The organism is Micromonospora lacuserhaii (genome assembly GCF_036902735.1).
Lineage (GTDB): Bacteria > Actinomycetota > Actinomycetes > Mycobacteriales > Micromonosporaceae > Micromonospora.
Genome location: NZ_JBAKHO010000039.1, coordinates 25,766 through 52,574, shown reverse-complemented (window position 1 = coordinate 52,574; position 26,809 = coordinate 25,766). Strand labels below are relative to the sequence as shown.

General features: G+C 72.8%; 23 protein-coding genes and 2 pseudogenes. 13 read left to right on the top strand and 12 right to left on the bottom strand.

The annotated features are described in order from the left end of the window. Positions 1-106 precede the first annotated feature (106 nt). The gene (locus tag V6U81_RS21580; RefSeq protein WP_334491691.1) at positions 107-772 is read right to left on the bottom strand and encodes a class I SAM-dependent methyltransferase; all 666 of its coding nucleotides are present in this window, start codon (positions 770-772) and stop codon (positions 107-109) included. Positions 773-1,612: 840 nt separating this feature from the next. On the opposite strand from V6U81_RS21580, the pseudogene V6U81_RS21575 reads away from it, so the two are divergent. Further along, positions 1,613-3,063: pseudogene (locus V6U81_RS21575) on the top strand (putative bifunctional diguanylate cyclase/phosphodiesterase). Positions 3,064-3,079: 16 nt separating this feature from the next. Next, positions 3,080-3,787, top strand: a complete 708-nt coding sequence (locus V6U81_RS29225) for a VOC family protein (protein WP_420884054.1) — start codon at positions 3,080-3,082, stop codon at positions 3,785-3,787. 30 nt (positions 3,788-3,817) lie between these two features. Here the strand turns inward: V6U81_RS29225 and V6U81_RS21570 are convergent, their stop codons facing one another. Next, complete coding sequence (locus V6U81_RS21570) at positions 3,818-4,063, bottom strand: hypothetical protein (protein WP_334491689.1); 246 nt, start codon at positions 4,061-4,063, stop codon at positions 3,818-3,820. A 362-nt stretch (positions 4,064-4,425) separates the two neighbouring features. Here V6U81_RS21570 and V6U81_RS21565 point away from each other — a divergent pair, with 362 nt between their 5' ends. The 3 genes from V6U81_RS21565 to V6U81_RS21555 all read left to right on the top strand — a co-directional run bounded on the left by V6U81_RS21565 (position 4,426) and on the right by V6U81_RS21555 (position 7,855). Beyond that, a complete protein-coding gene (locus V6U81_RS21565) occupies positions 4,426-7,263 on the top strand; it encodes an ATP-binding protein (RefSeq protein ID WP_334491688.1) in 2,838 nt (945 codons plus the stop codon). Between the two features lie 76 nt (positions 7,264-7,339). Continuing rightward, on the top strand, positions 7,340-7,570 hold the full coding sequence (locus tag V6U81_RS21560) for a preprotein translocase YidC (protein ID WP_334491687.1): 231 nt from the start codon (positions 7,340-7,342) through the stop codon (positions 7,568-7,570). 126 nt (positions 7,571-7,696) lie between these two features. Next, entirely contained in the window at positions 7,697-7,855 is a 159-nt protein-coding gene (locus V6U81_RS21555) for a hypothetical protein (RefSeq protein ID WP_334491686.1), read from the top strand. A 139-nt stretch (positions 7,856-7,994) separates the two neighbouring features. Here the strand turns inward: V6U81_RS21555 and V6U81_RS29220 are convergent. Then, positions 7,995-8,159, bottom strand: a pseudogene (locus tag V6U81_RS29220) (LacI family DNA-binding transcriptional regulator); the annotation flags it as partial. Positions 8,160-8,417: 258 nt separating this feature from the next. Continuing rightward, positions 8,418-8,834, bottom strand: a complete 417-nt coding sequence (locus V6U81_RS21550; RefSeq protein WP_334491685.1) for a hypothetical protein — start codon at positions 8,832-8,834, stop codon at positions 8,418-8,420. Positions 8,835-8,916: 82 nt separating this feature from the next. Between V6U81_RS21550 and pdxY the strand changes: the two genes are divergently transcribed. Beyond that, on the top strand, positions 8,917-9,768 hold the full coding sequence (gene pdxY / locus V6U81_RS21545; protein WP_334491684.1) for a pyridoxal kinase PdxY: 852 nt from the start codon (positions 8,917-8,919) through the stop codon (positions 9,766-9,768). A 30-nt stretch (positions 9,769-9,798) separates the two neighbouring features. Here pdxY and V6U81_RS21540 read toward each other — a convergent pair whose 3' ends face one another. Further along, positions 9,799-10,683 (bottom strand): DMT family transporter, encoded by an 885-nt coding sequence (locus tag V6U81_RS21540; protein WP_334491683.1) that lies wholly within the window; start codon positions 10,681-10,683, stop codon positions 9,799-9,801. Positions 10,684-10,723: 40 nt separating this feature from the next. Between V6U81_RS21540 and V6U81_RS21535 the strand changes: the two genes are divergently transcribed. Next, complete coding sequence (locus V6U81_RS21535) at positions 10,724-12,127, top strand: aminotransferase-like domain-containing protein (RefSeq protein WP_334491682.1); 1,404 nt, start codon at positions 10,724-10,726, stop codon at positions 12,125-12,127. A 149-nt stretch (positions 12,128-12,276) separates the two neighbouring features. On the opposite strand, the gene V6U81_RS21530 is transcribed toward V6U81_RS21535, so the two are convergent. Beyond that, entirely contained in the window at positions 12,277-14,112 is a 1,836-nt protein-coding gene (locus tag V6U81_RS21530; RefSeq protein ID WP_334491681.1) for a glycoside hydrolase family 3 protein, read from the bottom strand. A 228-nt stretch (positions 14,113-14,340) separates the two neighbouring features. On the opposite strand from V6U81_RS21530, the gene V6U81_RS21525 reads away from it, so the two are divergent. Beyond that, the gene (locus tag V6U81_RS21525; RefSeq protein ID WP_334491680.1) at positions 14,341-14,979 is read left to right on the top strand and encodes a flavin reductase family protein; all 639 of its coding nucleotides are present in this window, start codon (positions 14,341-14,343) and stop codon (positions 14,977-14,979) included. Between the two features lie 47 nt (positions 14,980-15,026). On the opposite strand, the gene V6U81_RS21520 is transcribed toward V6U81_RS21525, so the two are convergent. Beyond that, positions 15,027-16,244: a S8 family peptidase gene (locus V6U81_RS21520; RefSeq protein WP_334491679.1), complete on the bottom strand. Its 1,218-nt coding sequence runs from the start codon at positions 16,242-16,244 to the stop codon at positions 15,027-15,029. A gap of 292 nt (positions 16,245-16,536) precedes the next feature. Between V6U81_RS21520 and shbA the strand changes: the two genes are divergently transcribed. The 3 genes from shbA to V6U81_RS21505 all read left to right on the top strand — a co-directional run bounded on the left by shbA (position 16,537) and on the right by V6U81_RS21505 (position 18,814). Further along, positions 16,537-17,106 (top strand): RNA polymerase sigma factor ShbA, encoded by a 570-nt coding sequence (gene shbA, locus V6U81_RS21515; protein WP_334491678.1) that lies wholly within the window; start codon positions 16,537-16,539, stop codon positions 17,104-17,106. Further along, the gene (locus tag V6U81_RS21510) at positions 17,103-18,212 is read left to right on the top strand and encodes an anti-sigma-D factor RsdA (RefSeq protein WP_334491677.1); all 1,110 of its coding nucleotides are present in this window, start codon (positions 17,103-17,105) and stop codon (positions 18,210-18,212) included. Before shbA ends, V6U81_RS21510 begins: the two co-directional genes overlap by 4 nt. 71 nt (positions 18,213-18,283) lie before the next feature. Next, complete coding sequence (locus V6U81_RS21505) at positions 18,284-18,814, top strand: P-loop NTPase family protein (protein WP_334491676.1); 531 nt, start codon at positions 18,284-18,286, stop codon at positions 18,812-18,814. 9 nt (positions 18,815-18,823) lie between these two features. Here V6U81_RS21505 and V6U81_RS21500 read toward each other — a convergent pair whose 3' ends face one another. Then, entirely contained in the window at positions 18,824-19,081 is a 258-nt protein-coding gene (locus V6U81_RS21500) for a hypothetical protein (protein WP_334491675.1), read from the bottom strand. A 127-nt stretch (positions 19,082-19,208) separates the two neighbouring features. Here V6U81_RS21500 and V6U81_RS21495 point away from each other — a divergent pair, with 127 nt between their 5' ends. Further along, positions 19,209-20,087, top strand: a complete 879-nt coding sequence (locus V6U81_RS21495) for a TIGR03560 family F420-dependent LLM class oxidoreductase (protein WP_334491674.1) — start codon at positions 19,209-19,211, stop codon at positions 20,085-20,087. Between the two features lie 28 nt (positions 20,088-20,115). Here the strand turns inward: V6U81_RS21495 and V6U81_RS21490 are convergent, their stop codons facing one another. From V6U81_RS21490 to V6U81_RS21475, 4 genes are all read right to left on the bottom strand, one after another. Then, complete coding sequence (locus V6U81_RS21490) at positions 20,116-21,060, bottom strand: hypothetical protein (protein WP_334491673.1); 945 nt, start codon at positions 21,058-21,060, stop codon at positions 20,116-20,118. Positions 21,061-21,142: 82 nt separating this feature from the next. Then, the gene (gene prfH / locus V6U81_RS21485; protein ID WP_334491672.1) at positions 21,143-21,817 is read right to left on the bottom strand and encodes a peptide chain release factor H; all 675 of its coding nucleotides are present in this window, start codon (positions 21,815-21,817) and stop codon (positions 21,143-21,145) included. After that, positions 21,814-23,001 carry an RNA ligase RtcB family protein gene (locus V6U81_RS21480; protein ID WP_334491671.1) on the bottom strand — a complete coding sequence of 396 codons (1,188 nt, stop codon included), beginning with the start codon at positions 22,999-23,001 and terminating at the stop codon, positions 21,814-21,816. The genes prfH and V6U81_RS21480 overlap by 4 nt, the downstream gene beginning before the upstream one ends. A 193-nt stretch (positions 23,002-23,194) precedes the next feature. After that, entirely contained in the window at positions 23,195-24,202 is a 1,008-nt protein-coding gene (locus V6U81_RS21475; RefSeq protein WP_334491669.1) for a GGDEF domain-containing protein, read from the bottom strand. 391 nt (positions 24,203-24,593) lie between these two features. Between V6U81_RS21475 and V6U81_RS21470 the strand changes: the two genes are divergently transcribed. Beyond that, complete coding sequence (locus V6U81_RS21470; protein WP_334491668.1) at positions 24,594-26,744, top strand: amylo-alpha-1,6-glucosidase; 2,151 nt, start codon at positions 24,594-24,596, stop codon at positions 26,742-26,744. Positions 26,745-26,809 lie beyond the last annotated feature (65 nt).

Genomic DNA, 26,809 nt, shown 5'->3' with positions numbered 1-26,809 from the left:
GCCCTCCAGCGCCGATGGTACTGCACTCGGGAGGGTGTGGGAGAGTAGGACGCCGCCGGACAACCATTCCAGTAGGCCCACCCCATCAGGGGTGGGCCTACTGTTTTTATGCATGCGGATCCGGTGCGAATGCACGGACCGTGCGGAGCAGGAAACCGGGGAGCGAGAGCTTCCGGCCGTCTGTCTCCGCGGCCACGTCGATCTCCTCGACCTCCGTGTCGACCCACTCCGGCTCGGCGAAGCTGGCCCGCAGCAGCTCCTCGGTCACGCCCCAGCCGTGCCCCGCCGTCCAGGACACCGCCAGTACGAAGACGGTCGCGCCCGGCGCGGCGAGGCCCGGCAGTAGCGCGAGATATCGGTCCATCTCGTCGCCGCTGCGGCGGTGGAGGCTGTGCAGCAGGCCGGAGTCGAACACCGAGTCGAACGGCGCCGACGGCAACGACAGGGCCGTGGCGTCCTGGACCTCGAAGTGCACGGTCAGGCCCTCGCCGGCGGCCTTGGCGCGGGCCATGTCGATCGCTACGCGCGAGATGTCGACCGCCGTCACCTCGTAGCCGCGGCGGGCGAGGGCTACCGCGAGGTCGCCTGTGCCACAGCCGACGTCGAGCACCTTAGGGCCTCGCACCCCGTCGTCGAGCACTTCGGCGAGTGCCGGCTGCGGACCGCGGATCTCCCAGGGCGGCCCGCCCGAGTCGGCGGTGTCGCGGTAGAGCTCGTCGTAGTCGTGGTCGTAGGGCTCGTCGCCCTTGACCTCGGTATTGCCTGCGGTCACCGCAACCCCCTGGACAACTCGCTCGTCGGCATGAATCTGAGCTCGCCCCACACAGGTCATGCCGTGGCATGACGCGGGTAGGAGACGATCCTACGTCGCACAGGGTGAAGCGGCCCGCCACCTCGGTAGCCGACGCCCGCGCCGGCATCGACGTCCGCGACGTTTCGGTCCGCCGCCCGAGCGGGGCGAGCGGTGGGCCGTCCACATGGGTAGGCTACCCATCGTGATCGATGGGTCCTACGTGGAGCCCGCGGCGTACGCCTTGACGGTAAAGGGAATGGGGTGCCGATCAGGTGAGACCCGTGCCGGCCCTCGCGGCCGAGGTCACCTCCACCGCCATGACCGTGCTCGATCCCGACGGCCGCTGCCTGTGGTCCAACGCGGCCGCCCGACGGTTACGGGTCGGGCCGGAGGAGCTGGCGCGGGCGCGGGTCGAACCCGACGGGTCGGCCGTCGAGGTCCCCTGGCCGGATGCCGACGGCGCGCCCCGCTGGTTGCAGGTGCGTTGCCATGCCATGGACCAGGACGGGCAGCCCGTGCACCTGTACGAGGTGCGCGACGTCAGCGTCGAGCGCCGGGAGCGCGAGTGGGGGCGCAGCTACCGGTGGCGGCTGGCCCACATCGAGCAGCTCGCCAAGGTGGGCACCTGGGAGTGGGACGTGCCGTCCGACACGGTGATCTGGTCCGACATGCTGTTGCAGATGTTCGGCTTCCCGCCGGGCACCGCGTTGGACTACCCGTCGTACCGGCAACTGCTGCACCCCGACGACGTCGGCCTGATCGAGCGGACCCCTGGAGACGGCGCTGCGTACCGGCGCTCCCTTCGCCTACACCCACCGCATGTATCTCGCCGACCGCATCACGCTGCGGGTCTTCGAGTGCTACGGGGAGGTCTTCGTCGACGCCTCCGGCGCCCCGGTACGCGTGCTGGGCACCGCCCACGACATCACCGAGGTGCGCCGGGTCCAGGACGAGCTGACCCGGTTGGCGGAGCGTGATCCCCTCACCGAACTGCCCAATCGACGGGCCCTGCTGGCGCGCCTCGCCGACCTGTTCGCCGGCGGCGAGCCGTCCGGCGCGCTGCTGCTGATCGACATCGACAACTTCAAGGACATCAACGACGTGCACGGGCACGCCGTGGGCGACGACGTGTTGCGCGTGCTGGCGCGACTGCTCGTCCGCCACCTCCCACCCGACACCGTGCTGGGCCGGCTGGGCGGCGACGAGTTCGCGGTGGTGCTGCCCGACACGTCGGCGGCCGACGCGCTCGCCGTCGCCGAGAGCCTCTGCAACGCCGTGGTGCAGACGCCGGTGCCGTTGGCCGGCGCCGGGTTGCGGCTCACCCTGAGCATCGGGGCCGCCTCCGTGGAAGCCGGCGACACCCGCGACGCGGTGCTCGCCCACGCCGACCTGGCGCTGTACGAGGCCAAGGACGCCGGCCGCAACCGGGCCCGGCTCTACCTGCCCGAGCAGTACCGGCACGCGGTGCAGCGGGTCAACGTGGTGACCCGGGTCCGCAACGCGCTCGACGAGCGCCGGATGCACCTCGACGCCCAGCCGATCGTCGACCTGCTGACCGGTGAGGTGGTCAGCCACGAACTGCTCATCCGGCTGCGTGACGGCCGGCAGCCACCGCTGTCGCCGGCCGACTTCCTGCCCACCGTGGAACGCGACGACCTCATCGCCGAACTCGACCGGTGGGTGGTCGCCACCGCCACGTCGGCGCTCGCCGAACCGTCGGCCTGCGCCGCCGGGATGCGGCTGGACGTCAACATCTCCGCCCGGTCCCTGGAGTCGCCCGGGTTCGGCGACTGGGTGGTGGGCCGGCTGCGGGCGGCCGATGTGGACGCCTGCCGGCTGGGCCTGGAGGTCACCGAGACCGCGGCGATCACCAACGTGGCGGCGGTGCGCCATCTCGCCGGCACGCTGCGCGACGCGGGTTGCCGGCTGAGCCTGGACGACTTCGGCGCCGGATTCGGCTCGTTCGCGTACCTCAAGCACCTGCCGTTCAGCACCGTCAAGATCGCCGGGACTTCGTCCGGCACGCCGACCGCGGCGGCGCCGACCCGGTGCTCATCGACGCCGTGGTGCGCGCCGCGCACGGGCTGGGCATGCGCACGGTGGCCGAGTCGGTCGAGCACGGCGCGCTGGTGCCCGCCCTTCGTCGGCTCGGCGTCGACGCGGGCCAGGGCTACCACCTGGGTCGCCCCGTCCCGCTGGACATCCTCCTCGACCGGTTCCGCCACGAGCGGCACCCCTCCGCCGCCGCGGCCGGACACCCCGACCGCTGACCCCTTGGAGACCCAGGTGAACGCATCCCCCTCGCCGGCGGTGCCCGACAGCGTCACGCTCGTCACGGCCGACGTCGACGCCGCCCGCGCCTTCTACGCCGACCTGCTCGGCTGGACGTACACCGACTCGGCCGACGGGACCGCCGCGCTAGCCGGCGGCCAGCCGGCCGCCGAGCTGCGCGTCGGCGACGGGCCGGCGCGCTGGTGGACCACCTTCGCCGTCGACGACGCCGACGTCGTCCGCGACGCGGCCGCCAGGGGTGGCGCGCGCGTCGACGGGGACGACATTCACGACCCGTTCGGCGGGGCCTTCCGGGTCCGCGTCGGGTCGCCGGTCGGCGTGCCGGGGCCGGGACGTCCCTGCTGGTACGAGTACATGACGACCGTCCCCGGCGACGTCGAGCGGTTCTACGCCGACACCCTGGCGCTGCGGGCCACCGTGCCGCCCGGCGCGCCCGACGACTCGTACGCCCTGCTGATCTCCGGCGGCCGCCCGGTCGCCGGCCGGCTGGCGCTGCCGGCGCCGCTGGACACCCTGCTGCCCACCGGTTGGCTGGTCTACTTCGCGGTGGCCGACCCGGACGGTGCGGCCGAGCAGGCGCAGCGGCACGGCGGACGGCTGCTGGTCCCGCCGCGGGACGTGGCCACCGGTCGGGTCGCCGCGCTCGCCGACCCGACCGGCGCGGTGTTCACCGTCATCCGACCGGCGGCCGGCCCGGCGTAGGCAGGACGGCGCTCAGGTCCGGCGCGACGACTACCGCGAGGCGGACGTGATCTTGCGCGAGATCCGATCCGGGGCGGTCGGGGCATCGGTGCGGGGAGCGGTGTCCGCCCCGACCGCGGCGAGGACGCCGTCACCCTGGCCGGTCTGACCGCCGGACGGGGCCTCGCCGATCATGCGTCGGCGCGCTCGTACGACGGCGCCTGCCGCCGCCGCCGCGGCCAGCGAGATCACCGCCGCCTGCAACAGCGGTCCCTTCCTGCTGCGTCGACGCTTCATGTCGGTCACCCTTCTTCCTGTCGCGATCGGTCTCGCTCCCCATGGTGCGAAAACCCGAGGGGCGGCAGACGCTCCTTCCCCGCAATCAACCCGGTCGTGTCGCCGACGCTGGTGTCCGGGTTCACCCGATCGGAGCCGGGGCATCGGCCGTTCGGCTGGTACTCCGGGGTCCTTATGGTCTAGTCTCTGCCTCGACGGATTCCGCTGCGACTGCCGGCGGCGTCCGGCGGGTTGCGGAGGACCCGGCATGACCACCAACATCACGTCCGACGTGTCGCGCGTCCCGGCCGCCGGTCCCCGGGGCGTCCCGGCGGACCTGGTTCGCGCCGCCTCCCCGTCAGGCGCGGCCCGGATGCGGGAATGTGTCGAAGCGCGAGGTCGACGATGAGGTGTGGCCCCGGGTGACCAACCTCAACGAGGAACTGTTCGACGTCGGCAGCGCCACCGGCCGGCTGATGGCCCGGCTCGACTGGTCGGCGACCCCGCTCGGCCCGGTCGAGGCCTGGCCGCAGAGCCTGCGCGCGGCCGTACGCATCGTCCTCTCCTCTCGGTACCCCATGCTGCTGCTCTGGGGGGAGCAGTTCACCCAGCTCTACAACGACGCCTACTCGGCGCTGATCGGCGACAAGCATCCCGGGGCGCTCGGGGACGACGTCCGGACGACGCTCGCCGAGGGGTGGGACGTCCTGGCGCCGTTGATCGACGAGGCGATGGCGACGGGCGTGGCCAGTTGGGTGCCCGCCCTGCAGTTGCTCCTCGACCGGTCCGGCTACCGGGAAGAGGCCTACTTCAGCGTCTCCCATGCTCCCGCGCGGGACGACGATGGCCGTACGGTGGGCATCTTCACCGTGTGCAGCGAGGTCACCGAGCAGGTGGTGGGGGAGCGGCGGTTGCGGCTGCTGCGGGACCTGTCGGTACCCGGCGACGGGCGCACCGTCGACGTGGCCAGCACCTGCACGAGCCTGGTCGAGGCGATCGGCGGGCACCGGCTGGACGTGCCGTTCGCCGCGATCTACCTGCGTGACGGCGCGGCGCTGCACCGGGTCGCCGCCACCGACGACGCCCCGGTGACCGCCGCGCTGCCCGAGGTCGTGCTCGACGGTGATCCCGCCTGGGGGCTCTGGGCCGCCGCCGGTGGCGCCGCCGCCGAGCTGGACCGGGTGGCCGACACGCTGACGTTGCCCGCCGGGGCGTGGGGCGAGCCGGTGGCCGGCGCCTTGGCGCTGCCGCTGCCCTCGGCGGGGGCCGGCCAGCCGCTCGGGGTGCTGCTGGCGGCGGTCAGCCCCAGCCGCGCCCTCGATGAGGCGTACCGGTCGTTCTTTCAGCTGCTGACGCAGCAGGTGGCGGTCGCGGTGCGCAACGCCCGGGCGTACGAGGAGGAGCGCCGACGGGCCGAGGCGCTGGCGGAACTCGACCGGGTCAAGACCACCTTCTTCACCAACGTCAGCCACGAGTTTCGCACCCCGTTGACGCTGATGCTCGGCCCGTTGGCCGACGCGCTCGCCGACGATCAGCATCCGCTGCCGCCGCAGCAGCGGGAACGGGTGGACATCGCCCGCCGCAACGCCACCCGCCTGCTCACCCTCGTCAACAGCCTGCTGACCTTCTCCAGCCTGGAGGCGGGACGCGCGAGCAGCCACGTCCGCCGGGTGGACCTGGCGGAGCTGACGGCCGAGTTGGCCGGCGTCTTCCGATCCGCGGTGGAGCGGGCGGGGCTGCGCCTGGAGGTCGACTGCCCACCGCTTCCCCGACCGGTGAACCTCGATCCGGCCAACTGGGAGCGGATCGTCACCAACCTGCTGTCCAACGCGCTGAAGCACACCTTCGTCGGGGGGATCAGGGTCGGGTTGCACGCCGACCCGACCGAGCTGCGGTTGACCGTGACCGACACCGGTGTCGGCATCGCCGAGGAGGAACTGCCCCGGCTCTTCGAACGCTTCCACCGGGTCAAGGGCGTCCGGTCCCGCAGCCACGAGGGCAGCGGCATCGGGTTGGCCCTGGTCCGCGAACTCGCCCGGCTCGAGGGCGGTGACGTAGGGGTGCGCAGCCGCGTCGGTGCGGGCACCACCTTCACCGTGGCCTTGCCCTGGGCGGCGGTGGCGGCCGGCACGGACAGCTCGGCGCCGGCGGGCGACCTCGGTGACTCCGCCCGGGCCGCCGCCGAGGAGGCCACCGGCTGGCCGGCGGACCACTCCGGCGGGAGCGGGCTCACCGCTGCCGTACCGGGCGGGACGGGTGGTGAAGGCGGCGCCCGGATCCTGGTCGCGGACGACAACGCCGACATGCGCGCGTACCTGACCCGGCTGCTGACCGAGCGCGGGTGGCAGGTGCAGACGGTCGGCAACGGCCGGGAGGCCCTCGCCGCCATCCGGCGGGACCCGCCGGCGCTGCTGCTGACCGACGTGATGATGCCCGAGGTCGACGGCTTCGCGCTCGTCCGCGCGTTGCGGGGTCGTCCGGAGACGCGGGCGCTGCCGGTGCTGGTGCTCTCCGCCCGTGCCGGCGCGGACGCCGCCGCCGAGGGGCTCGACCTCGGTGCGGACGACTACCTGGTCAAGCCCTTCACCGCCGCCGACCTGGTGGCCCGGGTACGCGCCGCCCTGCACGCCGCGGCCCGGCGGAGGTCGGCCACCCCGGCCGATGGCGCGGAACCCCTGTCGCCTCCGGCCGGAGCCCCGGCGGCACCCGCCTCGCCCACCCGGCCGGGCGACACCGGGCCGACCGGGCCGACCGTGACGCCGGCAGGCACGGTGACGCCGACCGTCGAAGGTCAGCAGCTGCCGGGCGCCGGCGCTCCGGGCGCGAGCGGGTCGCCACCGGCCGACACGGTCTGGAGCTACCCCTCGGCGGCAATCTCCGCCTCGGCGATGCGTCGCGACCTGCGTACCCTGCTCCAGACCTGGCAGGTGGATCCGGACGTCGTGCAGGACCTGCTGGTGGCCGCGTCCGAGGCGTTCAACAACGCGGTGGAGCACGCGCAGCAGCCGACCCGACCCGAGGTCCAGGTACGGCTCGAGATGGTCCACGGGACGGCCCGCGTCACCGTCCGCGACTTCGGCACCTGGCGGGACCGGCGGCCGGCGATGGACCGCGGGCGCGGCGCGACCCTGATGAACGCCTACGGCGAGGTGCGACTGGTGCCGGGCGCCGAGGGCACCACGGTGACCATCGAGCGTCGGCTCGTCGCCGACCCCGGCTGACCAGGGCGGGGAGGTTTCGCCACCACGGCGCCGGGTAGCCGTCGCCGGACAGACCCGCCACCGACGGGAGACGACCGTGGGGTACCAGGCGCGCGACGGAGAGCTGCCCGTCGATCCGGAGCATGCCGAGGATGAGGCCGGCCAGGCCCGGCTCGTCCAGGTGGAGGCGGACACCGACATACCGGCAGCCGAGGGCGCCGGGCCGGACGTGGTCACCGAGGACGACGGTTCGGGTGTCCCCGGTGGCGCGTCGGGCGGCAGCGCGGGCGGCTCCGGCATGCCCGGGCATCCGGACGCCGCCCGCTGAGCCGTCCGTGCGCCGGCTCGCCGAAGACAGCCGACGGCGGCTGCGGTGAACGCCCGCCGGCCGTCGTGTCTTCTCCGCCGGACCGGGTAACCGGTCGTCACCCTGTCCTCGGCCGGTGGAGGTCCGATGTCGCAGCAGCCGCACGAGAGCGAACGGGCGATCGCGGATGAGGCGGACGACCTCCGTCGTCGCCTCCCCCGCTCCGGTGAGCGGTCGAACGATGCGCTGACCGACGAAGACGCCCGGACGTCGGACAGGGCGCCGTCGGAGGACGAGGAACAGTAGGAGTTCCTCGCGGACCGCGCATCGGCCGCACGGGACCGAACGGGTCGGCGAGCGCCGCCGGATCGTCGTGGGACACCGCCAGGACGACCGCGCCGACCTGGCTGGTGGCCAACGCCCGTGCGGTGGGATTGGGTACGTAACCCAACTCGCGGACGGCGCGCTCGACGGCCTTACGGGTGGCTCCGCTGACGTACTGCGCGTTGTTGATGGCCCGCGATGCGGCGGAGCGGGACACCCCGGCGCGCTCGGCGACCTCGGCGAGCGTGGCCGTCTCGGCACGGGCCTGTCCATGGACCGGTGGCACCTTCCTGCGGTTCTGGACGAGCCGCTGTTCCGTCGTGGACTCCGCCGCGTTGGTGCCGAACAGCCTAGCGTGCGCTCACCGCCTGCCGATGACCCTCGCCTGTGGGCGTGGAATCCCGCCCCGCTCGCTGCGACCACCAGACGCGGCACCGAAAGTTTGCCGGTCGGGGCCGGGGGAAGACACCGGTGCCGAGCGGGCCGCGCCGCCCGCCCGGCCGCACAGGGACCGGGCCCGCCGGCCGCATCATCGGCGCGGGCTTCAGCAGACACCCGGAGGAGGAGCGACGATGGCCGACGCTCGACGGAGCACGACCGGAGCCGCCAGCCGGCCCACCGGCGCCCGGAAGTCCACCGGGGCGCCCAAGGCCCCGATGAATCGGAAGGCGGCGGCGAAGAAGGTCGCGACCGCCACGAAGCGGGCCACCGGGGCGAGCGCGGCCAAGACGCCGGGGGGAAAGCCCACCCCGACCACGGCGCGCGTGGCCCGCAAGAAGGACACCGCCGCGACGGCGGCCCCGACACGCACCGCGAAGGCGCCCGCGACCAGGGCGCCGGCGAAGAAGGCGCCGGCCAAGAAGGCCGCGCCGGCCCGTGCCCGGACGACCACGGCCACCCGGGCGCCGGCGAAGAAGGCCACCACCATGGAATCCTTCGGCAGCCGGCGGACGCCCCGCACGACCCGCTGACCCCGAGTGGGTCACCCGACACGAAAGGCGGGCAGCGCGCGCGGCACCGGCGGGAACCGCCATGATGATCCGGTGAAGATTCTGTCCATCCAGTCCTCGGTCGCCTACGGCCACGTGGGCAACTCGGCGGCCGCCTTCCCCCTCCAGCGGCTGGGGCACGAGGTCTGGCCGGTACTGACGGTCCACTTCTCCAACCACACCGGGTACGGCGCGTGGCGTGGGCCGCTGCTGGCGCCGGCCGACGTGGCCGACGTGATCGCGGGCATCGCGGACCGCGGGGTCCTCGGCAGCGCCGACGCGGTGCTGTCGGGCTACCAGGGCGACCCGGCGATGGGCGCGGTGATCCTCGACGCGGTGGACAAGGTCAAGGCGGCCAACCCGGACGCGGTGTACTGCTGCGACCCGGTGATGGGCGACGCCGGCCGGGGAATGTTCGTCCGGCCGGGCATCCCGGAGTACCTGCGGGACACCGTCGTCCCGCGCGCGGACATCATCACCCCGAACCAGTTCGAGCTGGAATTCCTCGCCGGCCGTACGACGAACTCGCTGCCCGAGTTGCTGGAGGCGGTCGACGTGGTGCGCGAGACGGGCCCGCGGCACGTCCTGGTCACCAGCGTGCTGCACGGCGACGTCCCGGCGGGGTCGCTGGAGGTGGTGGCCGTCTCGGACGAAGGCGCCTGGGCGGTGACCACGCCACTGCTGCCGATCAGCCCGAACGGCGGCGGCGACGTCACCGCGGCGCTGTACCTCGCGCACCTGTGCACGACCGGCTCGCCCGCGACGGCACTGGAACGCACCATCGCCTCCGTCTTCGCCGTACTCGAGGCCACCCTCGCGGCGGGCACCCGGGAGATCCAGCTGATCGCCGCCCAGGACGCGATCGCTGAGCCACCAGCCACCTTCACCGCCCGACGGCTGCGCTGACGCGACGTCCCGCGGGCGTTGCCGACGCGCTCAGGCCTTCCGCATTGCCGGCGCGTTGCGGGTGCGTTGGATCAGTACGACGCAGGCCAGCACCACCAGTGCCGCCGCGATCGAGGCTGGGGTGACGACCTCGCCGAGCAGCAGCGCCGACCAGACCAGGGTGAGCACCGGCTGCGCGAGCTGGATCTGGCCGACCTGCGCGATGCCGCCCCGGGCCAGCCCTGCGTACCAGGCGAAGAAGCCCATGAACATGGAGACCACGGTGAGGTAGGCGAACGCCGACCAGGCGACGGCGTCGGCGTGCGGAGGCTCGGCTACCGCAGCGACGACCGTGACAGGCACCGTGACGGGCAGCGAGAGCAGCAACGCCCAGCAGATCGTCCGAGCGCCGCCAAGCTCGCGGGCGAGTGCGCCGCCCTCGGCGTACCCGAGGCCGCAGAGCACGACCGACGCGAGCAGGAACAGGTCGGCCGGGGACAGGGCACCATGGACCGCGCCGCTGACGCCGAGGAACAGGAACACCGCCAGCAGCCCCCCGGCGCTCGCGGCCCAGAACAGCAGCGGCGGGCGCTCGCCGGCCCGCAGCACCGCGAACACGGCGGTCATGGCGGGCAGCATCGTGATGACGACCGCATTGTGCGCGGAGGTCTGGGTGACAAGCGCCAGCGAGGTGAACAGCGGGAAGCCGACGACGACACCGAGGGCGACGATCGACAGCCTCCGCCACTGACCGGTGGGCCGCGGCGCGCCGGTGAAACGCAGGTATGCACATGCCAGTAGCGCCGCGCCGGCGGCCCGACCGAAGGCGACGAACCACGGGTCGAGCTGCTGCACGGCGACGCGGGTGGCGGGCAGCGACATGCTGAAGGCAAGCACACCAAGCCCGCCGAGGGCGAGGCCGCCCGTCCGATCCACCGTTACTGGGATCTTGACGGTAGCGCTACTCTGGACACTCATGAACTACGGTAGCGCAGCTGAACGCGTTGTCCAAGATCTGCGTCGGCTCGTGGCTGTCGCCGACCCCGGCACGCAGCTGCCCTCGGTGCGCGAGATGACTGCCCGGCACCAGGCCTCACCGGTCACCGTTGCTGAGGCGCTCCGGCAGCTCGTGGGGGAGGGGCTGATCGAGACACGCTCCGGCAGAGGCACCTTTGTGGCCGCCCGGCCGGACGAGCGGCGCGCCCCCGACCTGTCCTGGCAGACCGTCGCGCTCGGTCCCCGCCGATCCGGCGAGGATGAGATGCAGGCGTTACTGGCGTTACCGCCCGCAGGGGCGATCCCCCTGTCCGGCGGCTACCTGGACTCAGACCTGCAGCCGGCCGCCGCGCTCGGCGCCGCGCTCACCCGGGCCGCCCGGCAGCCCGCGTCCTGGCAACGCGGACCGGCCGAGGGACGCGAGGACCTGCGCGCCTGGTTCGCCCGCGAGGCCGGGATCGGGCTGCGCGCCGACGACATGGTGATCTGCCCGGGCGGACAGGCCGCGCTGTCGTCGGCGCTGCGGGCGCTCGCCGCGCCTGGCGACACCCTGCTCGTCGAGTCGCCGACCTACCTGGGCGCACTGGCCGCGGCTCGGGCCGCCGGTCTACGGGTGGTGCCCGTGCCCGCCGACGCCGACGGTGTACGGCCCGACCAACTCGCCGCCGCGTTCGCCCGCACCGGCGCGCGGCTGTTCTACTGCCAGCCGCTCTACGCCAACCCGCACGGCGCGACACTGGCAGCACACCGCCGGGCCCAGGTCGCGGAGGCCGTACGCCACGCCGGGGCATTCCTGATCGAGGACGACTACGCCCGCGACCTCACCATCGATGGGCAGGCCCCGCCACCATTGGCCGCCGACGACCCCGACGGGCACGTCATCTACCTGCGCTCGCTGACCAAGTCAGCCGCTCCCGGGCTGCGCGTCGCCGCGATCGGCGCCCGAGGCCCGGCAGGCGCCCGGTTGCGGGCGGCCCGGCTACTCGACGACTTCTTCGTCGCCGGCCCACTGCAACAGGCCACGCTCGAGTTCGTCACCGCCCCGGCGTGGGCGCGTCACCGCCGCGCCCTGCGTACCGCGCTCCGGACACGCCGCGAGGCGCTACTGACCGCGCTCCGCCGGCACCTCCCACAACTCGCCGGGCAGGCCATCCCGCACGGCGGCATGCACCTCTGGTCCCGCCTGCCCGAGGGCACCGACGACGTCGCGTTGGCTGCCGCCGCAGCCGCCGAAGGCGTCATCGTCTTTCCTGGCCGTCCCTGGTACGCCGCCGAACCCCCGGCCCCACACCTCCGCCTCACCTACGCCGCCGCCCCACCCGACCTCATGGACGAGGCCGTCCGTCGCCTCGCCCGTGCCTTCCATAAGGGAACCGCGCCTTAGCGCTGGGTAGCGCCGCACAGGCCGTCGTGACGGAAATCCAGGCTTCAGCCGCCGACGGGCCAAGCGCCTGGCGGGGATGGCGCGACGCCGATGCCGGTTCTCCCGCAGGGGGCCGCCGTACGCAGGTCCGGCGGCCCCGTCACGGACGGTCAGTACGTCAGGCCGTAGCCCTGTGCGAAGAGCGGCAGTTGCCCGTCGCCGGCGTTGATCGGCTGTTGGCTCACCGAGTTCATCCAGGTCATCGGGAGTTTGCCGGTCGGTGCCGCGGCGCCGAACAGGACGTCCGCGACCCCGTCACCCTCCGTGCCGGGCAGCCAGGACGCCAGCAGCGCGTCCCAGCGGGGCAGCTCGGTGGCGATGTCGAGCGGGCGGCCCGACACCAGCACCACGATCACCGGGACACCGGCGTTGCGCAGCGTCGAGATGGTCCGCAGATCGTCCCGGTCCAGGCTCATGCTGCCGGTCCGGTCGCCCTGTCCCTCCGCGTACGGTGTCTCGCCGACCACCGCGATGGCGGCCCGGTAGGTGCGGTCGATGCCGGTGCCGCGCTGGTTGTAGGTGACCGTCGTGGTCGGACCGACCGCGGCTCGGATGCCCTGCAGGATGGTGGTGCCGGGGGTGATGTTGCCGGAGGACCCCTGCCAGGAGATGGTCCAGCCGCCGCTCTGGTTGCCGATGTTGTCGGCGTTCTTGCCGGCCACGAAGATCTTGTTGTTGTCCCGGGCCAGCGGCAGCACTCCGCCGGCGTTCTTCAGCAGCACCTGGGACTCCCGGACCGCCTGGCGGGCGAGTGCCCGGTGCGTCGTGCTGCCGACGCTCGGCGTCCAGCTCCGGTCGGTGTACGGGCGCTCGAAGAGGCCCAGCTCGAACTTCTTGGTCAGGATGCGCCGGTTCGCGTCGTCGATCCGGCTGAGCGGGACGTGGCCGTTCTGCACCTCCGCACGCAGCGTGCTGATGAAGGTCTTCCAGGCGGTCGGCACCATCACCATGTCGATGCCGGCGTTGACGGCGGCCGTGACCTCGGCGGCGGTGAAGCCGGCGGCGCCGTCGATCTGGTCGATGCCGTTCCAGTCCGAGACGACGAATCCGGTGAAGCCGAGCTCTCCCTTGAGCACGGTGCTGATCAGGTACTGGTTGCCGTGCAACTTGACGCCGTTCCAACTGCTGTAGGAGATCATCACCGAGCCGACGCCGCGCTGCACCGCTGCCTGGAACGGCGGCAGGTGGATCGCCCGCAGCTGCGCCTCGGACAGCTCGGTGTTGCCCTGGTCGTCGCCGCCGGTGGTGCCGCCGTCGCCCAGGTAGTGCTTGGCGGTGGCGAGCACCGACGTGGGCCCGTTCAGAGTGGTGCCCTGCAGGCCGGTGACCATGGTGGTCATGTCCGACGGGAGGTCCGGAGTCTCGCCGAACGACTCGTACGTACGACCCCAGCGGTCGTTGCGGGCCACGCAGAGGCAGGGCGCGAAGTCCCAGTCGATGCCGGTGCCTGAGACCTCCTCGGCGACCGCCTGGCCGATCCGCTGCACCAGGGCCGGGTCGCGGGTCGCGCCGAGCCCGATGTTGTGCGGGAAGATCGTCGCGCCGACGACGTTGTTGTGCCCGTGCACGGCGTCCACGCCGTAGATCATCGGGATTCCCAGCGGCGTGGCGAGGGCGGACCGCTGGAACGTGTCGTACATGTCCGCCCAGCTGGTGGCAGTGTTGGGGGAGGGTGCGGAGCCGCCGCCGGAGAGGAGCGAACCCAGCCGGTAGGTCGTCAGGTCGGTGGCGGTCACCGATCCGCGCTCGGCCTGGGTCATCTGGCCGATCTTCTCGTCCAGGGTCATTCGGACGAGCAGGTCGGTGACGCGGGTGGCGACGGGCAGCGTCGGATCCTGGTAGGGGTAGGTCGCGGCGGTGGCCGGCACCGGCACGGCCAGCGCGGTGACCGCGACGAGGAGCAGGGCGAGGCTGAGTGGACGGCGGACGTGGCGGTGGTGGGTCACGGGTCACTCCTCTCGGAGGAACGTTCATGCCGTTGATCGGCACCCTAGGCCACCACGACAGCGATCGACACCGCTGATTGGTTGGAGCTGTGAACAATCCTTCCCGGTTCCGGGTAACGCAAGGTCCGATCGCCGCCAGCAGCCGTCGCCTGATTCGGGGAGAGTCGTTTACGGCTCGCGCACCTCATGGCGGGTCTGTTCCGCTCACATCCCGCGAAAGGCTGACGAATGCACGTGGTCCCCGGGCTCAAGGTGTTGTACTTCGGCACGCCGGTGGTGCTGATCAGCTCGTGTAACGAGGACGGCACCGCGAACCTCGCACCGATGTCCTCCGCGTGGTGGCTGGGTCAGTCCTGCATGCTCGGTCTCGGCAACAGCGGCCAGACGACCGCGAACCTGCTGCGCGAACGCGAGTGCGTGCTCAACCTGCCGTCATCGGCGATGGTCGACGCCGTCGACCGGATCGCCCTCACCACTGGCAAATCGGCGGTGCCGGAACACAAGGTGGCGCAGGGCTACCGGTACGAGCCGGACAAGTTCTCGGCCGCGCAACTGACCGAGCAGGCATCAGAGCTGGTCCGGCCGCCTCGGGTCGCGGAATGCCCGGTCCAGCTGGAATGCAGGGTCGTCTCGACGTACCCCTTCGGCAGTCCCACCCCTGATGCCACCGCGTTCCAGGTCGAGATCCTTCGCGCCCACATCGAGGAGGACCTGGTCATCCCGGGGACGCACTACGTCGACCCGCTCGGCTGGGACCCGCTGATCATGAAGTTCTGCGAGTTCTTCGGCGGCGGACGCAACGTGCACCCGTCGAAACTCGCCGAGGGCTGGGACATGCCCCATCAGCTCCAGCCGGCGGCCGTCTGAGCTGGTCGTCCCGGCCCGGGGTCCGGGCCGGGACGACCGCTCGGCGGTCAGAAGGTGGCGACGTTGAGCAGCTTCTCCTGGATGCCGTCCGGGTCACCGGCCGGCCAGCTGTAGCTGGTGGTGCCCGCCGCCTGGAGGGCCGACTTGACGGCGCTCGGGGTGGCGGTGGGGTGGGTCGCCTTGTAGAGGGCGGCCCCACCGGCGGCGTGCGGGCTGGCCATCGAGGTGCCGGAGATGGTGTTGTAGCCGCCGCCCTTCCAGGTGGAGTAGATGCAGACACCCGGCGCCATCAGGTCGACGTCGGCGCCGAAGTTGGAGAAGTCGGCGATGGTGTCGTCGACGTCGCTGCGGCAGGTGGGCGCCGCGCCGCCACCGGGGAGGCCGTTGAAGTCGGCGAGGGCGCTGACGGTGATGACCTCGTCGTAGGCGGCGGGCACGTGGTTGGCGGCGTTGTCGGTCTCGTTGCCGGCCGCGACGACGTAGGTCACGCCGGAGGCGACGGACCTGCAGATCGCCTCGTGCATGGCGTCCTTGTTGCTGCCGCAGGCGCTGTCGGAGCCGGACCCGCCGAGGCTCATGTTGGCGACCTCGATCTCGCTGGCGTGCGCGGTGACGTAGTCGATGCCGCAGATGATGTCCGAGAACGTGCCGCTGCCGGCGTTGTTGAGGACCCGGACGGGCCAGAGCCGGGCGCCCGGAGCCATCCCGACGACGCCGATGCTGTTGTCGAGCGCGCCGATCGTGCCGGAGACGTGCGAGCCGTGGCCGTTGCCGTCGTTCGCGCTGGCGCCGGTGGAGCAGTTCTTGGCGCCGGCGGTGTAGACGTTCAGGTCCGGGTGGGTGAGGTCGATGCCGGTGTCGATGACCGCCACGTCGACGTTGACCCGCTCGTCGGCACCGTTGATCTTCGCGGTCGGGCTCAGCTCGGCGTCGGCCCGGTTGATGCCGGTCGGCGTGGTCTGGGCGTCGGCCGTCGCCACCCCGTCGGGCTGGACGAAGAGCACTCGGGCGTCCCGGGCGATGCGGGCTGCGGCGGTGGCGCTCATCCGCGCGGAGTAGCCGCGCAGCGCGTGCTCGTAGACGTGGCCGACCGTGGCGCCGTTGGCCCGGGCCTGTTCGGCCGCGACCGACGACGAGTTGGCGTCGGCGCGGAGGACGACGATGTAGCCGCTGTCCGACTCGGCGCGGGGGGCGGCGGTGGCGCCGGTCGCCGAGGCGGCGACGACGATGCCGGTGAGCATCGCGACGCCCAGTGTCTTGCGCATGGGGGTTCCTCTCCACGTGCGGTTGGGGCGGTTGGCCCATGCCGAGGCTGTCGCAGCCGGAGCGTCTCAGCCAGGGAGAAGAAACATTCGTTACTAGAAATATATAAATATGGACAAAGTGGCCCACGGCACCGGACCCGCCGTGCGGCGGGCCGGGTGGACGGGGCACTCTCGCCTCTCTCGTCCGGGTTATCGGCGGATGTCGCCGCGGTGTTACATCAGCGACCTGTTGGCGGCGGAACCTGAGACAGCTACCGTCGACCCAGCTGCAGCAGAAGGGCCAGCGACCGCGATGGACACACCGCCTCCCGACGTCGTGCGCCGCGCCGCCGCCGGTGACCCGGCCGCCGTCGCCGAGGTCCTGACCCGGATCAGGCCGATCGTCGTGCGCTACAGCCTCGCCCGGCTGGGACATGTCGGGGCCGGTAGCGCCACCGCCGAGGACGTCGCCCAGGAGGTCTGCCTCGCCGTGCTGGGCGCCCTGCCGCGCTTCACCGATCAGGGTCGTCCCTTCCTCGCCTTCGTCTACGGCATCGCCGCCCGCAAGGTCGCCGACGCCTACCGGGCGGCGAGCCGGGACCGCGCGGAGAGCGTCCCCGACGTCCCGGACGTTCCGGACCCCGCCCCCGGCCCCGAACTCCGTGCGGTCACGGCCGACCTGGGCGTCAGGCTCAGCGGACTGCTGGCGCAACTGCCGGCGACACACCGGGAGATCCTGGTGCTGCGGCTGGCGGTCGGCATGACCGCGGACGAGGTCGGTACGGTGCTCGGTATGACCGGAGGTGCCGTGCGGCTGGCGCAGCACCGCGCCCTGACCCGGCTGCGCGCCGTCGCCGGCACCCTCGCCCAGGTGGTCATATGAGCGACGTGCCCGCTCCGCCGCCGTCGGACCCGGTCTCGCGCGACGACCGCCTGCTCGACGCGCTCGCCCGCGGCGAGCAGCCACCTCCCGACCACTCCGCCGACGACCCGGTGACCGCGCTGCTGGCTGACTGGCGCGCCGAGCTCGTGGCGAGCTCGGAGCAGGTGGAGCAGGCGCTGGAGCAGAGCCAGCCCCGCGGGGACGTACCGACGGCACCGCCCACCACGCCACGCCCGGCCCGGCCGGTGCTCCGGCGGCGCAGCGCCGCGACCGTCGGACCTGCCACGCCGCGACGCCGGCGGACGGCGCTCACCGCCGCCGCCCTCAGCGTGCTCACCGCCCTTGGCGGCCTCTGGCTGGGCGCGGCCCGGGCCCAGCCGGGCGGCCTGCTGTGGCCGGTCGCCGAGCTGGTCAACGCCGACCGGGTCCAGTCGGTGCGCACCGAACAAGAGGTTGGCCGGACGCTCGACAAGGCCCGAAAGGACCTCGCGGACCGCCGGTACGCCGAGGCCCGGATCCACCTGGAGCGCGCCGTGGCGCTGCTGGGCACCCTCGGCGACGACCAGAGCGTCACCCGGCTGAGAGCCGACATCGACGAACTCCGGCACCTGCTGCCGCCCGCGGCCCCGGCCACCCCGTCGACACCCGACGCCCATGCTTCCCCCGGCGCCGTGCCGGTGCCGCCCGCCCCGGGCCCCGCCATGTCCACCGCTCTTGAGCCCGCGTCGGTCCCACCCACCTCGGCCCAGTCGACACCGACCGGGCCGGCACCGGCGGGCCGGTCGCCGAAGTCGCCAACCGGGGCGTCCGCCGGTCTGCCGAGCACCCCGTCGGCGGCCCGGCGCGGGCAGCTGCCTTCGTCGCCAACTCCCACCGCCCCGGAGCCGACCGCGAAACCTCAACGGGACGACAGCGCCGCAGCCCGCCCACCGGCGCCCGGTCCCCGCTCCGCCGGCATGGCCGGCAAGACCCGTCCGCGCCGGGACGCCGCCGACCGAATCGGACCCGGCCAACCGGCCACCGTCGACCCGGGCCGCCGAGCCGCCGACACTCAGGACGAATCGGCGGAACCCGGGGCTTCGACCGCGGGGTCGGAACTCGGCTGAGCGACGGACGACCCGTCCGGTCGGCCGCCGGGCCGTCCGCAACCCTTGCGCCACCGGCGTACGCTGCCGCGATGAGCGCGCCGTCCCGCATCCTGATCTACGGGGTGTACGGGTCCGGCAAGTCCACCCTCGCGGCGCGGTTGGCCGAGCGCCTCGGGTTGCCGTGGCATCCGGTCGACGAACTGCTCTGGCAGCCCGGCTGGGTCGAGGTGCCGGTCGCGCAGCAGCGCAGCCGGATCGAGGCGATCTGCCGACGCGATCGCTGGATCCTCGACGGGGCGTACCACGGATGGCGGGACGTGCCACTGGCCCGCGCCGACCTGGTCGTCGGCCTGGACTACCCGCGCTGGCGCTCCTTCGGCCGGCTGCTGCGCCGCACCCTCCGCCGGCTGTGGACCGGGGAGGAGATCTGCAACGGCAACCGCGAGTCGCTGGGCAGTGTGCTGTCCCGGGACTCGATCCTGCTGTGGCACCTCACCGCGTTCGGCCGGGCCCGCCGCCGGATGCGCGCCTGGCAGGCCGACCCGTCCGGGCCGCCGGTGCTGCTGTTCCGCACCCCGGCCGCCCTGGACCGCTGGCTGGCCGGACCGCCCGGTCGGTGAGATGTTCGCTCAGGCGTTGCCCTGCCGCTGGACGCGCCCCTCGCGGTCCACCTTGGAACGGTCCTGGTCGCGTTCGGTGCCCGACGTCCCGGTCGCTGTGCGATCACGCCGTTGATGCGGGGAATGCTCGACCGGGGAGCCTTGGCGGCCTGCCGCGCCGCTGCCCGAGTGCCGCCCCGCACGGGCCGACTCGCCGCCGCTGTCGTGCTTGTTCTGCTTGTGGCTACCCATGCGCCGCGGGTACCCGGGCAGTGCGGAGATAGTCACGGCACCATCGTGGGGGCGGTGGAGTTTCCGCGTGTCGATAACGGTGTGCCCCGGATTGCATCGTTCCGTCTGGTTGCCCCTGGACCGTGGGCCGGATGCGCCGCGGACCACTAGGCTCGGTGCGGAGGTGCCGACAGTGAAGCTCGGGCTGCACTACTGGACATACTCGACGCCGGCGGACCCGGCGGCGATCGCGCCGACCCTCGCCGAGACGGCCGTCACCGCCGAGCAGGCCGGTGTCGCGTCCTTCACGGTGATGGACCACTACTTCCAGATGGACGCGCTGGCTCCGGCCGAGGAGCCGATGCTGGAGGCGTACGCCACCCTGGGCTATGTCGCGGCGAAGACCGAGCGCATGACGTTGGGCGTGCTGGTCACAGGGGTGATGTACCGGCACCCGGGACTGCTCGCCAAGATCGTGACCACGCTCGACGTGCTCTCCGGCGGCCGGGCCCGACTGGGCATCGGCGCCTCCTGGTACGAGCGGGAGCAGCGCGGCCTCGGCGTACCCGTGGTGCCGATGGCCGAGCGGTTCGAGCGGCTGGAGGAGACGCTGCGGATCTTCCGGCAGATGTGGAGTGACGACGACGGTCCGTTCGACGGGCGGCACTACCAGCTCGCCGAGACGCTCAACTCACCGCAGCCGTTGAGCCGTCCGCACCCGCCGATCATGATCGGCGGCGGCGGTGAGAAGAAGACCCTGCTCCTGGTGGCCAGGTACGCCGACGCCTGCAACCTGTTCGGCACCAGCCCCGCCGAGGTGGCGCACAAGCTGGACGTGCTGCGGAGGCACTGCACCGCCGAGGACCGCGACTACGACAGCATCGAGAAAACCGTCATCGTGTCCCGGCCGGCGCTGGCAGACGTCGACGGGTTCCTCGCCGAGGTGGCCGAGTACGCCGCGCTCGGGGTGACCGAGGTGCAGGTCACGCCGGACCGCCACCCGGTGGAGTTCACCCGGCGGATCGCCGACGAGGTGCTGCCGAAACTGGCCACCATCGGCTGAGCCGTGTCTCGACCTCGGGGGAGCGCCGTCAGCTCTGCTGGTAACAGACGGCGGCGAGGCCGCACGGGGCGTGCAGTTGCAGGTAGTAGGCGCCCTCGCCGAAGTCGAGATCCGCGCCGCCGACCAGGGCGACGTAGTCCATCGGCTGGCCGCATGCCGCGCAGTCGGCGTGCTCGGCGTCCTGGATCCACTGGGGGTGGCCGCCGAGCGTGGAGCCGCCCTCGTCCCACGCGCTCGCCTGGTACGGGGTGGCCCGCGGCTCACCGATGGTGGGCAGCAGGGCCGGCGGGTCCTCGGTCGAGCGCGGCAGGTAGCTCGGCGGCGAGTTGTGCGGCGACCAGACCGACCCTCCGTCCGGCGTGACCCGGCTGTAGAGCGTGGTGTAGCAGGCGCAGAGGGAACAGGTGGTGACTCGCAGGCGTCCCTGCCAACCGGTGTGGGCCAGTGCCTGGGCGGCTCGCGGATCGTCAGTGTCGAGGTTCAGGATCGGCCACAGCGGCGAGTCGCACCATGGGCACGTCGCACCCCCTGCCGCCTGCGGTGCGGCTATCGGGATGAGGCGATAGGCGACCGGGCCGCACAGCTCCCGGCGGGTGCCGTCGGGGTGCAGCGTCCAACCGCCCTGCCTGGCGTACTCGAGCGGCCCGACGTGGAGCTTGTCCGTGCCGGGCGGGGGAACCGTGGACCAGCGTCGGAACGCGGCCTCGGCGAGCGGGTCACGGGTGTGGGCGAGAACGAGCAGCAGGTGGTTCAGGTCGGCGTCATGCCGGCCGCAGTCGATGCGGTCGATGACGCGCTGGACCACGCCGCTGTCGGCCGCCCGGAACAGCGTCGGCGGCCACACGATGCCGAGATCCAGCAGCTGGTGCAGGTGCGGGGCCAGCCGGTCGGGCCCAGCGGCAGCGATCTTCTCCAGCTCGTCGATGGCGTCGTAGTCGCCGTGTGCCGCAGCCGTCAGCAGATCCTGGATCATGCGCCGGATCGTAGCCGCGCCGCCTGACATGGCCTCCTGCGAGCCGGCGGGTGGGCGTCACCTCTCGGAAGAGACGACGTGGTCACGGCAGGCGCGGCCGGCTGGGCCGCCGCCGTCGCTGCGGTGGGGCCGTGTCGTCCTCCGACGGTTGGGGACGTTCGACGCGGGTGGGGTTGCCGCGGACCAGCTCGTCGTGGATGTGCCATCGGGCGGTGGTGACGGCGCGCCGCGCCGCCTCGTCGCCGTCCTCGATGCGCTGGCGCAGCAGGTGCAGGGCGATCCGCCGGTTGAGGCTGAACTGCCGCTCGGTGTCGACCACGACGACGAGGCCCGAGGGACGGTGGGTGGCCCGTACCGCCGTGCTGGCCTTGTTGCGGTGCTGACCGCCGGGCCCCCCGGTACGGCAGCCGACGATGTCGACGTCCGCCTCCGCGAACGTGGTGGCCGGGATGTCGACCTGGCAGGGTCGGGCGGTGACGTACCAGTTCTTCCGGCCGGTGCTCGTCCGGTAGGGGCTGGCGGCCTGCCAGCACAGGGTTCCCGTCCACGAGGCGGCGAACGCCTCGGCGTCGGCACCGGCGATCCGGATCAGTGCGGATCGGTAGGTGTCGGGCCGGTCGCCGGGAACGCTCTCGACACGATCGGTCGTCAGATCCCGACGGGCGGCGTCGGCTTCCAGGCGGTGCAGCAGCCGGGCCAGCGCCCAGGCGCACTCCTGCGGGCCACGCCCGGCCGACATGAGCAGGTGGACGGTCACGGCCGCCCTCGCCTGCGGCGGGGCTCCCCGCGGTCGGGGCGGGGCGTGGAGCCGACGTCCGGCGTCTTGTAGGTCACCAGGGGAACCGTGGTGGCCACGGGCGTGGCCAGGTCGTGGTCGACGAGGTCCGTGATCACCTGCTCGATGCGTTTGTAGGCCGTCGGCGCCTCCTCGAAGAGCAGCTGGCGGTCGCCGCACACCACCAGCGACCCCACCGGCGTGCGGCGCAGCTCGTCGACGGTGTGCTTGGCCCGGCCCCGGCGCAGGGCGTCGGCGCGCGACATCTTGCGGCCCGCGCCGTGCGCCACGGAATGGTTGGCCTCCGGGCCGGCGTGGGCGGCGACGAGGTAGGAACGGGTGCCTCGCGTACCGGCGATGAGCACGTCGCGGCCGTCACCCGGCGCGGCGCCCTTGCGGTGCAGGTAGCTCCCGTCGCGGAGCTCGACCAGGTTGTGGCACTGGTCGACGATCGGCTCGGTGGGTTCGGCCCCCAGGGCGTGGGCGACCCGGGCGGCCATCAGCCGTCGGTTCAGCGATCCCCAGCGTACGGCGTCGTCATGCGCCGCCAGGTACGCGGCGGGATCGGCGGCGGGGCCCGCGCCGTGGACCTCGGTGTGCGCCCGCAGGATCCGCTCGCCCAACCCGCGGGAGCCACTGTGGACGATGAGGACGAGGTCACCGACGTCGAGCCCGAGACGGCTCGCGTGACTCGCCTCGAAGACGGTCTCGATCCGCGCCAGCTCGACGAAGTGGTTACCCCGGCCGACCGTGCCGAGGCCCTCGAGGTGACCGGCGGGCACATCGCCCTCCACGACGGCCCAGGCCGGGTCGTCGGCGTCCCGTTCGGGGTCCAGCGCGCGGTCGAGGTCGGGGAACCGGGCGGCCAGCCGCTCGGGTACGGCGCGCTTGAGCCTGATCGGGAACACCGCGATGCCGCAACCGATGTCGGATCCCACCAGGAACGGATACAGCACGGTCGACGCCATGGCGGCGCCGATGGGGGCGCCCTTGCCCGGGTGCAGGTCCGGCATCGCGGCGACGTGGATCATGCCGTCGAGGGCGGCCACCTGCTGGCACTGGGCGAGGGCATCGGACTCGATCCAACTGGTGGGGGAGGCGAACACGGTCACGGTGGCCGGGGTGGACTGCGGCAGGGACTCCTGCCGGGAGTGCTGGGGAGACAAGGACGCTCGCTTCTCGCGGAACGGTATGGACGGACGGCATGACGGCACCGGCCGGCGCCGTGGAGCCTGGGAGCTACGGGGTGCTGTCCATCAGAACGTCATGGACACACCCTCCCGGAGCCCGCCGTACCCGGCAAGCGACTTTCGGCCGTGGAAGCCCGAACCTGACCGTGAAGGACGTCGCCGGGATCGGCTACCCGTCTCGTCCGGTGTAGAGCACGCGACCATCCGCCGCGACCGAGCGCCGTTGCCGCTTCACCCGGTAGAGGCGCTGGTCGGCGACCTGCATCAGGGTGTCGAGGGTGTTGCCGTCGTGCGGGGCGGTGGCCGAGCCGATGCTGATGTCGGCGTGCTGGCGTACCGCCGCGTCGATCCGCGTCGTGACCGTCCGGGTGGTGGCCTCGTCGGCGTCAACCAGGACGACGACGAACTCGTCGCCGCCGATGCGGGCGATGGCGTCCCCGGCGCGCAGCACCTCCCGCGTCGCCGCCACCGTCCGCCGCAGCAGCTCGTCGCCGGCGGAATGCCCGAGGCGGTCGTTGACCAGCTTGAAGTCGTCGAGGTCCAGGCAGAGCAGGGACGGGCCGGGGCGGCAGCCGTTGCGAAACAGGTGGGTGGTGAACTCGGCGAGGCCGCGCCGATTCAGCGCCCCGGTGAGCGGGTCCAGCGACGCGAGGGCGCGCAGCTGGGAACGCTGCCGTGCCAACACCCGGGTCTGCGTGGAGCAGACCGAGATCAAAACCACCATGCCCGCGACGTAGATGAAGACGTGACCCGGCGGCGCCGGGCGGCCGGTGGCGGCGACGGCGAGGTACGCCCCGAGGGTGAGCGCCTCGAGCCCCATCATCAGCCGCAGGTGCGGGGTGTGGCTGGCCACGAAGACGGTGGTGGTCACGAAACCGAGGGCCGCCGGTGAGGCGGCACCGCCGTCCCAGTACGCGCCGATCGCCACGATGAAGAGCGCGATCAACAGGATCGTGAACGAGATCCGGTACCCCCACGCCTTCGTGGTCACCCGCTTCGCCGCCCACAGGCCCGCGATGCCGCACCCAATGCCAGAGCCGTAGGCGGCGAGCATGGGAACCCGGTGTCCCTCGCCGAGGGTCAGCAGGCAGTAGACGACGGCGACCCCGTTGGAGACGACGTGCAGCGCCGCGCCGAACAGCATCCGTCGGCGCCGCTCGTTCATCACACTGTCCATCGCACGCACGGCACCCTGACCACTGCTCCAGGCGGCGCTAGGGAAGATCGGCTGACGTGGCCCTGCCGGCGGTCCGTGTCCGGGGACGCTCCGGCGAGGCACCTCGCCATCCCGTCATTGAATGTCGTGCATCACACCTAGTCAACACCCGAACCGCACCTTGGACCCGCCCGTCACCAGGCGAAACGTGGACGTGACGGATGGTGGCGGAACCGTCCATCCCGCGGGTGTACGGGCGGCGCGAGCGGGTAAGGACGCCTGTCCGACCGGCCCGCGGCCGGGCCGTCACCGCAGATCAGGGGGTGCCACCGATGCCACTCGCGCAGGCAGCACCCGGTCACCGCGCCCGGGCCGCCCCGGTCGACGTGCCGTCGCGCCGGCCGCGCGGCCGATGAGCGGGGTCCGGAACCTGCGCGTCCGCCCCGATCTGCTCTACGTGGCGAGCGGGTGGAGCACCCTGGTCACCGACGTACGCGGCCGGATCACCGGCGCCGACCCGCAGGGCTTCTTCGCCCGCAACACCCGAGTGCTCAGCGCGGAGCGGCTCACGATCGACGACCGCGAGCCGGTCCCGTTCAGCACGGCCAACGTGGGGGCACACGCCCAGCTCTCGTACGCCGAACTCGGCGACCGTGAGGTGCTGCCCGGCCGGGCGGCCTACCTGCTGACCGAACGCTTCGTCGGCGAGGGGCTGCGGACCAGGCTGACCGTGGTCAGCTACGCCCAGCAGCCGCTGACCCTGCGGATGCGGATCCACCTCGCCGCCGACTTCGCCGACACCAGCGAGGCCGAGACGGGACACCGCCTCCAGCGCGGCGACACCGCCGCCGGCTGGGACCCCGAGCGCCAGGAACTTTGCCTGACCTACCTGCGTGACGACCTCGACCGGGCCGTCGCGATCCGGGTACGCGCCGACGCGCCGGTGCGGTACGCGGATCACGCGCTCGCTGTCGAGATCGCGGTACCGCCCGGCGGGAGCAGCCGGGTGGAACTCGTCGTCGAACCCGTCTTCGACGGGCAGCGGCTGGCCGCGCCCCCGCCCACCTTCACCGAACCCGACGACGTCGCCGCCACCGCCCGCGCCCGCCTCACCCGCGAACTCACCCGGCTGAGCAGCACCAACTTCGACGTCACCGCCGCCTGGCGGTGCGCCGTCGACGACCTGGCCGTCCTCCCGCTCGGCGAGCCGGCCGGGCCGACGGCCCCGATGGCCGGGCTGCCGATCTACCAGGAGATCTTCGGCCGGGACACGATGACCGCATCCTGGCAGGCCCTGCTCGCCGGGCCGACGATGCTGGGGGACAGCCTGCGGCTCAACGCCCGCCACCTCGGGCAGCGCGTCGACGACCGACGCGACGAGGAGCCGGGCAAGCCGCTGCACGAGGCCCGCCTGGGGCCGGTGTCCGTGCTCGGCATCAACCCGTTCACCCACTACCACGGCGACTGGTCGACGGCCCCGGACTTCCTGGTCTTCCTCGGGCAGTACCTCGCCTGGACGGGGGACCTGGACACAGTCCGGGAGCTGCTGCCGACGGCCCGTCGCGCCCTCCACTGGATCGACCGGTACGGCGACCTGGACCGCGACGGCTTCCTCGAGTACCACTGCCGCGCCCGCTCCGGCCTGAAGAACCAGGGGTGGAAGGACTCCGACACCGCCATCGTCGACGAGCACGGACAGGTGGTGGCGAACCCCATCGCCAGCAGCGAACTCCAGGCGTACTGGTACGCCGCGCTGCGGCACGCCGCCGTGGTGTTCGCCGCGACCGGCCACCCGGCCTTCGGCGCCACCCTGCTGGCCAGGGCACGCGCGTTGCGCCGCCGCTTCCACCGCGCCTACTGGATGCCCGATCAGGGCTGCTACGCGATGGCGCTCGGGCCGGACAAGCGGCAGGTGCGGTCGGTCAACTCCAACGACGGCCACCTGCTCACCACCGGCATCGTGCCGACCCGGATCGCTCCCGTGGTGGCCCACCGGCTGCTCGCGCCCGACATGTTCAGCGGCTGGGGGGTGCGTACCCTCTCGGCGGCCCATCCGGCGTACAACCCGTTCAGCTACCACCGGGGCAGCGTGTGGCCGGTGGAGGCGGGCACCATCGGTCTCGGCCTGGCCCGGTACGGCTGCTGGCCGCAACTGCACCGGCTGGCGGAGGGAATGTTCGCTGCGGCGGCGCTCTTCGAGGACCACCGGCTGCCCGAGGTGCTCAGCGGCCTGCCCCGCGACGCCACCCATCCGCACCCCGGCATCTATCCCGACTCCTGCTCGCCGCAGGCGTGGTCGGCCAGCTCGGTGATCGCGCTGATCCAGGCCCTGCTGGCGCTGCGCCCCGCCGCGACGCTGCGGACGATCTTCGTGGACCCGCACCTGCCCGAGTGGCTGCCCGACCTCACCCTGGAGGGCGTACAGGTCGGCCGGGCCACCGTCGACCTCACCGTCCGCCGCCGACGCGGCGGCCGGACCTCGATCCGCGCCCGCGGCGGCCGGATAGCCGTGGTCCGGCGCCCCACGCTGCAGGCGATGTCCGCCGCCCGGCACCGTCACTGACCCGGCGGTACGCCGTCGACGCCCTCGGTTGGGTGTTGTCGCCGGGCAAAGGTGTAGCGACGACG

Bases quoted from the DNA above. Each gene is read 5' to 3' on its own strand.
- V6U81_RS21520 (WP_334491679.1), bottom strand. From the start codon at position 16,244: ATGCGCAAGACACTGGGCGTCGCGATGCTCACCGGCATCGTCGTCGCC.
- V6U81_RS21510 (WP_334491677.1), top strand. From the start codon at position 17,103: ATGAGCGACGTGCCCGCTCCGCCGCCGTCGGACCCGGTCTCGCGCGAC.
- V6U81_RS21475 (WP_334491669.1), bottom strand. From the start codon at position 24,202: ATGGACAGTGTGATGAACGAGCGGCGCCGACGGATGCTGTTCGGCGCG.
- V6U81_RS21570 (WP_334491689.1), bottom strand. From the start codon at position 4,063: ATGAAGCGTCGACGCAGCAGGAAGGGACCGCTGTTGCAGGCGGCGGTG.
- V6U81_RS21490 (WP_334491673.1), bottom strand. From the start codon at position 21,060: ATGATCCAGGATCTGCTGACGGCTGCGGCACACGGCGACTACGACGCC.
- V6U81_RS21555 (WP_334491686.1), top strand. From the start codon at position 7,697: ATGTCGCAGCAGCCGCACGAGAGCGAACGGGCGATCGCGGATGAGGCG.
- V6U81_RS21470 (WP_334491668.1), top strand. From the start codon at position 24,594: ATGAGCGGGGTCCGGAACCTGCGCGTCCGCCCCGATCTGCTCTACGTG.
- V6U81_RS21505 (WP_334491676.1), top strand. From the start codon at position 18,284: ATGAGCGCGCCGTCCCGCATCCTGATCTACGGGGTGTACGGGTCCGGC.
- shbA (WP_334491678.1), top strand. From the start codon at position 16,537: ATGGACACACCGCCTCCCGACGTCGTGCGCCGCGCCGCCGCCGGTGAC.
- V6U81_RS21535 (WP_334491682.1), top strand. From the start codon at position 10,724: ATGAACTACGGTAGCGCAGCTGAACGCGTTGTCCAAGATCTGCGTCGG.
- V6U81_RS21525 (WP_334491680.1), top strand. From the start codon at position 14,341: ATGCACGTGGTCCCCGGGCTCAAGGTGTTGTACTTCGGCACGCCGGTG.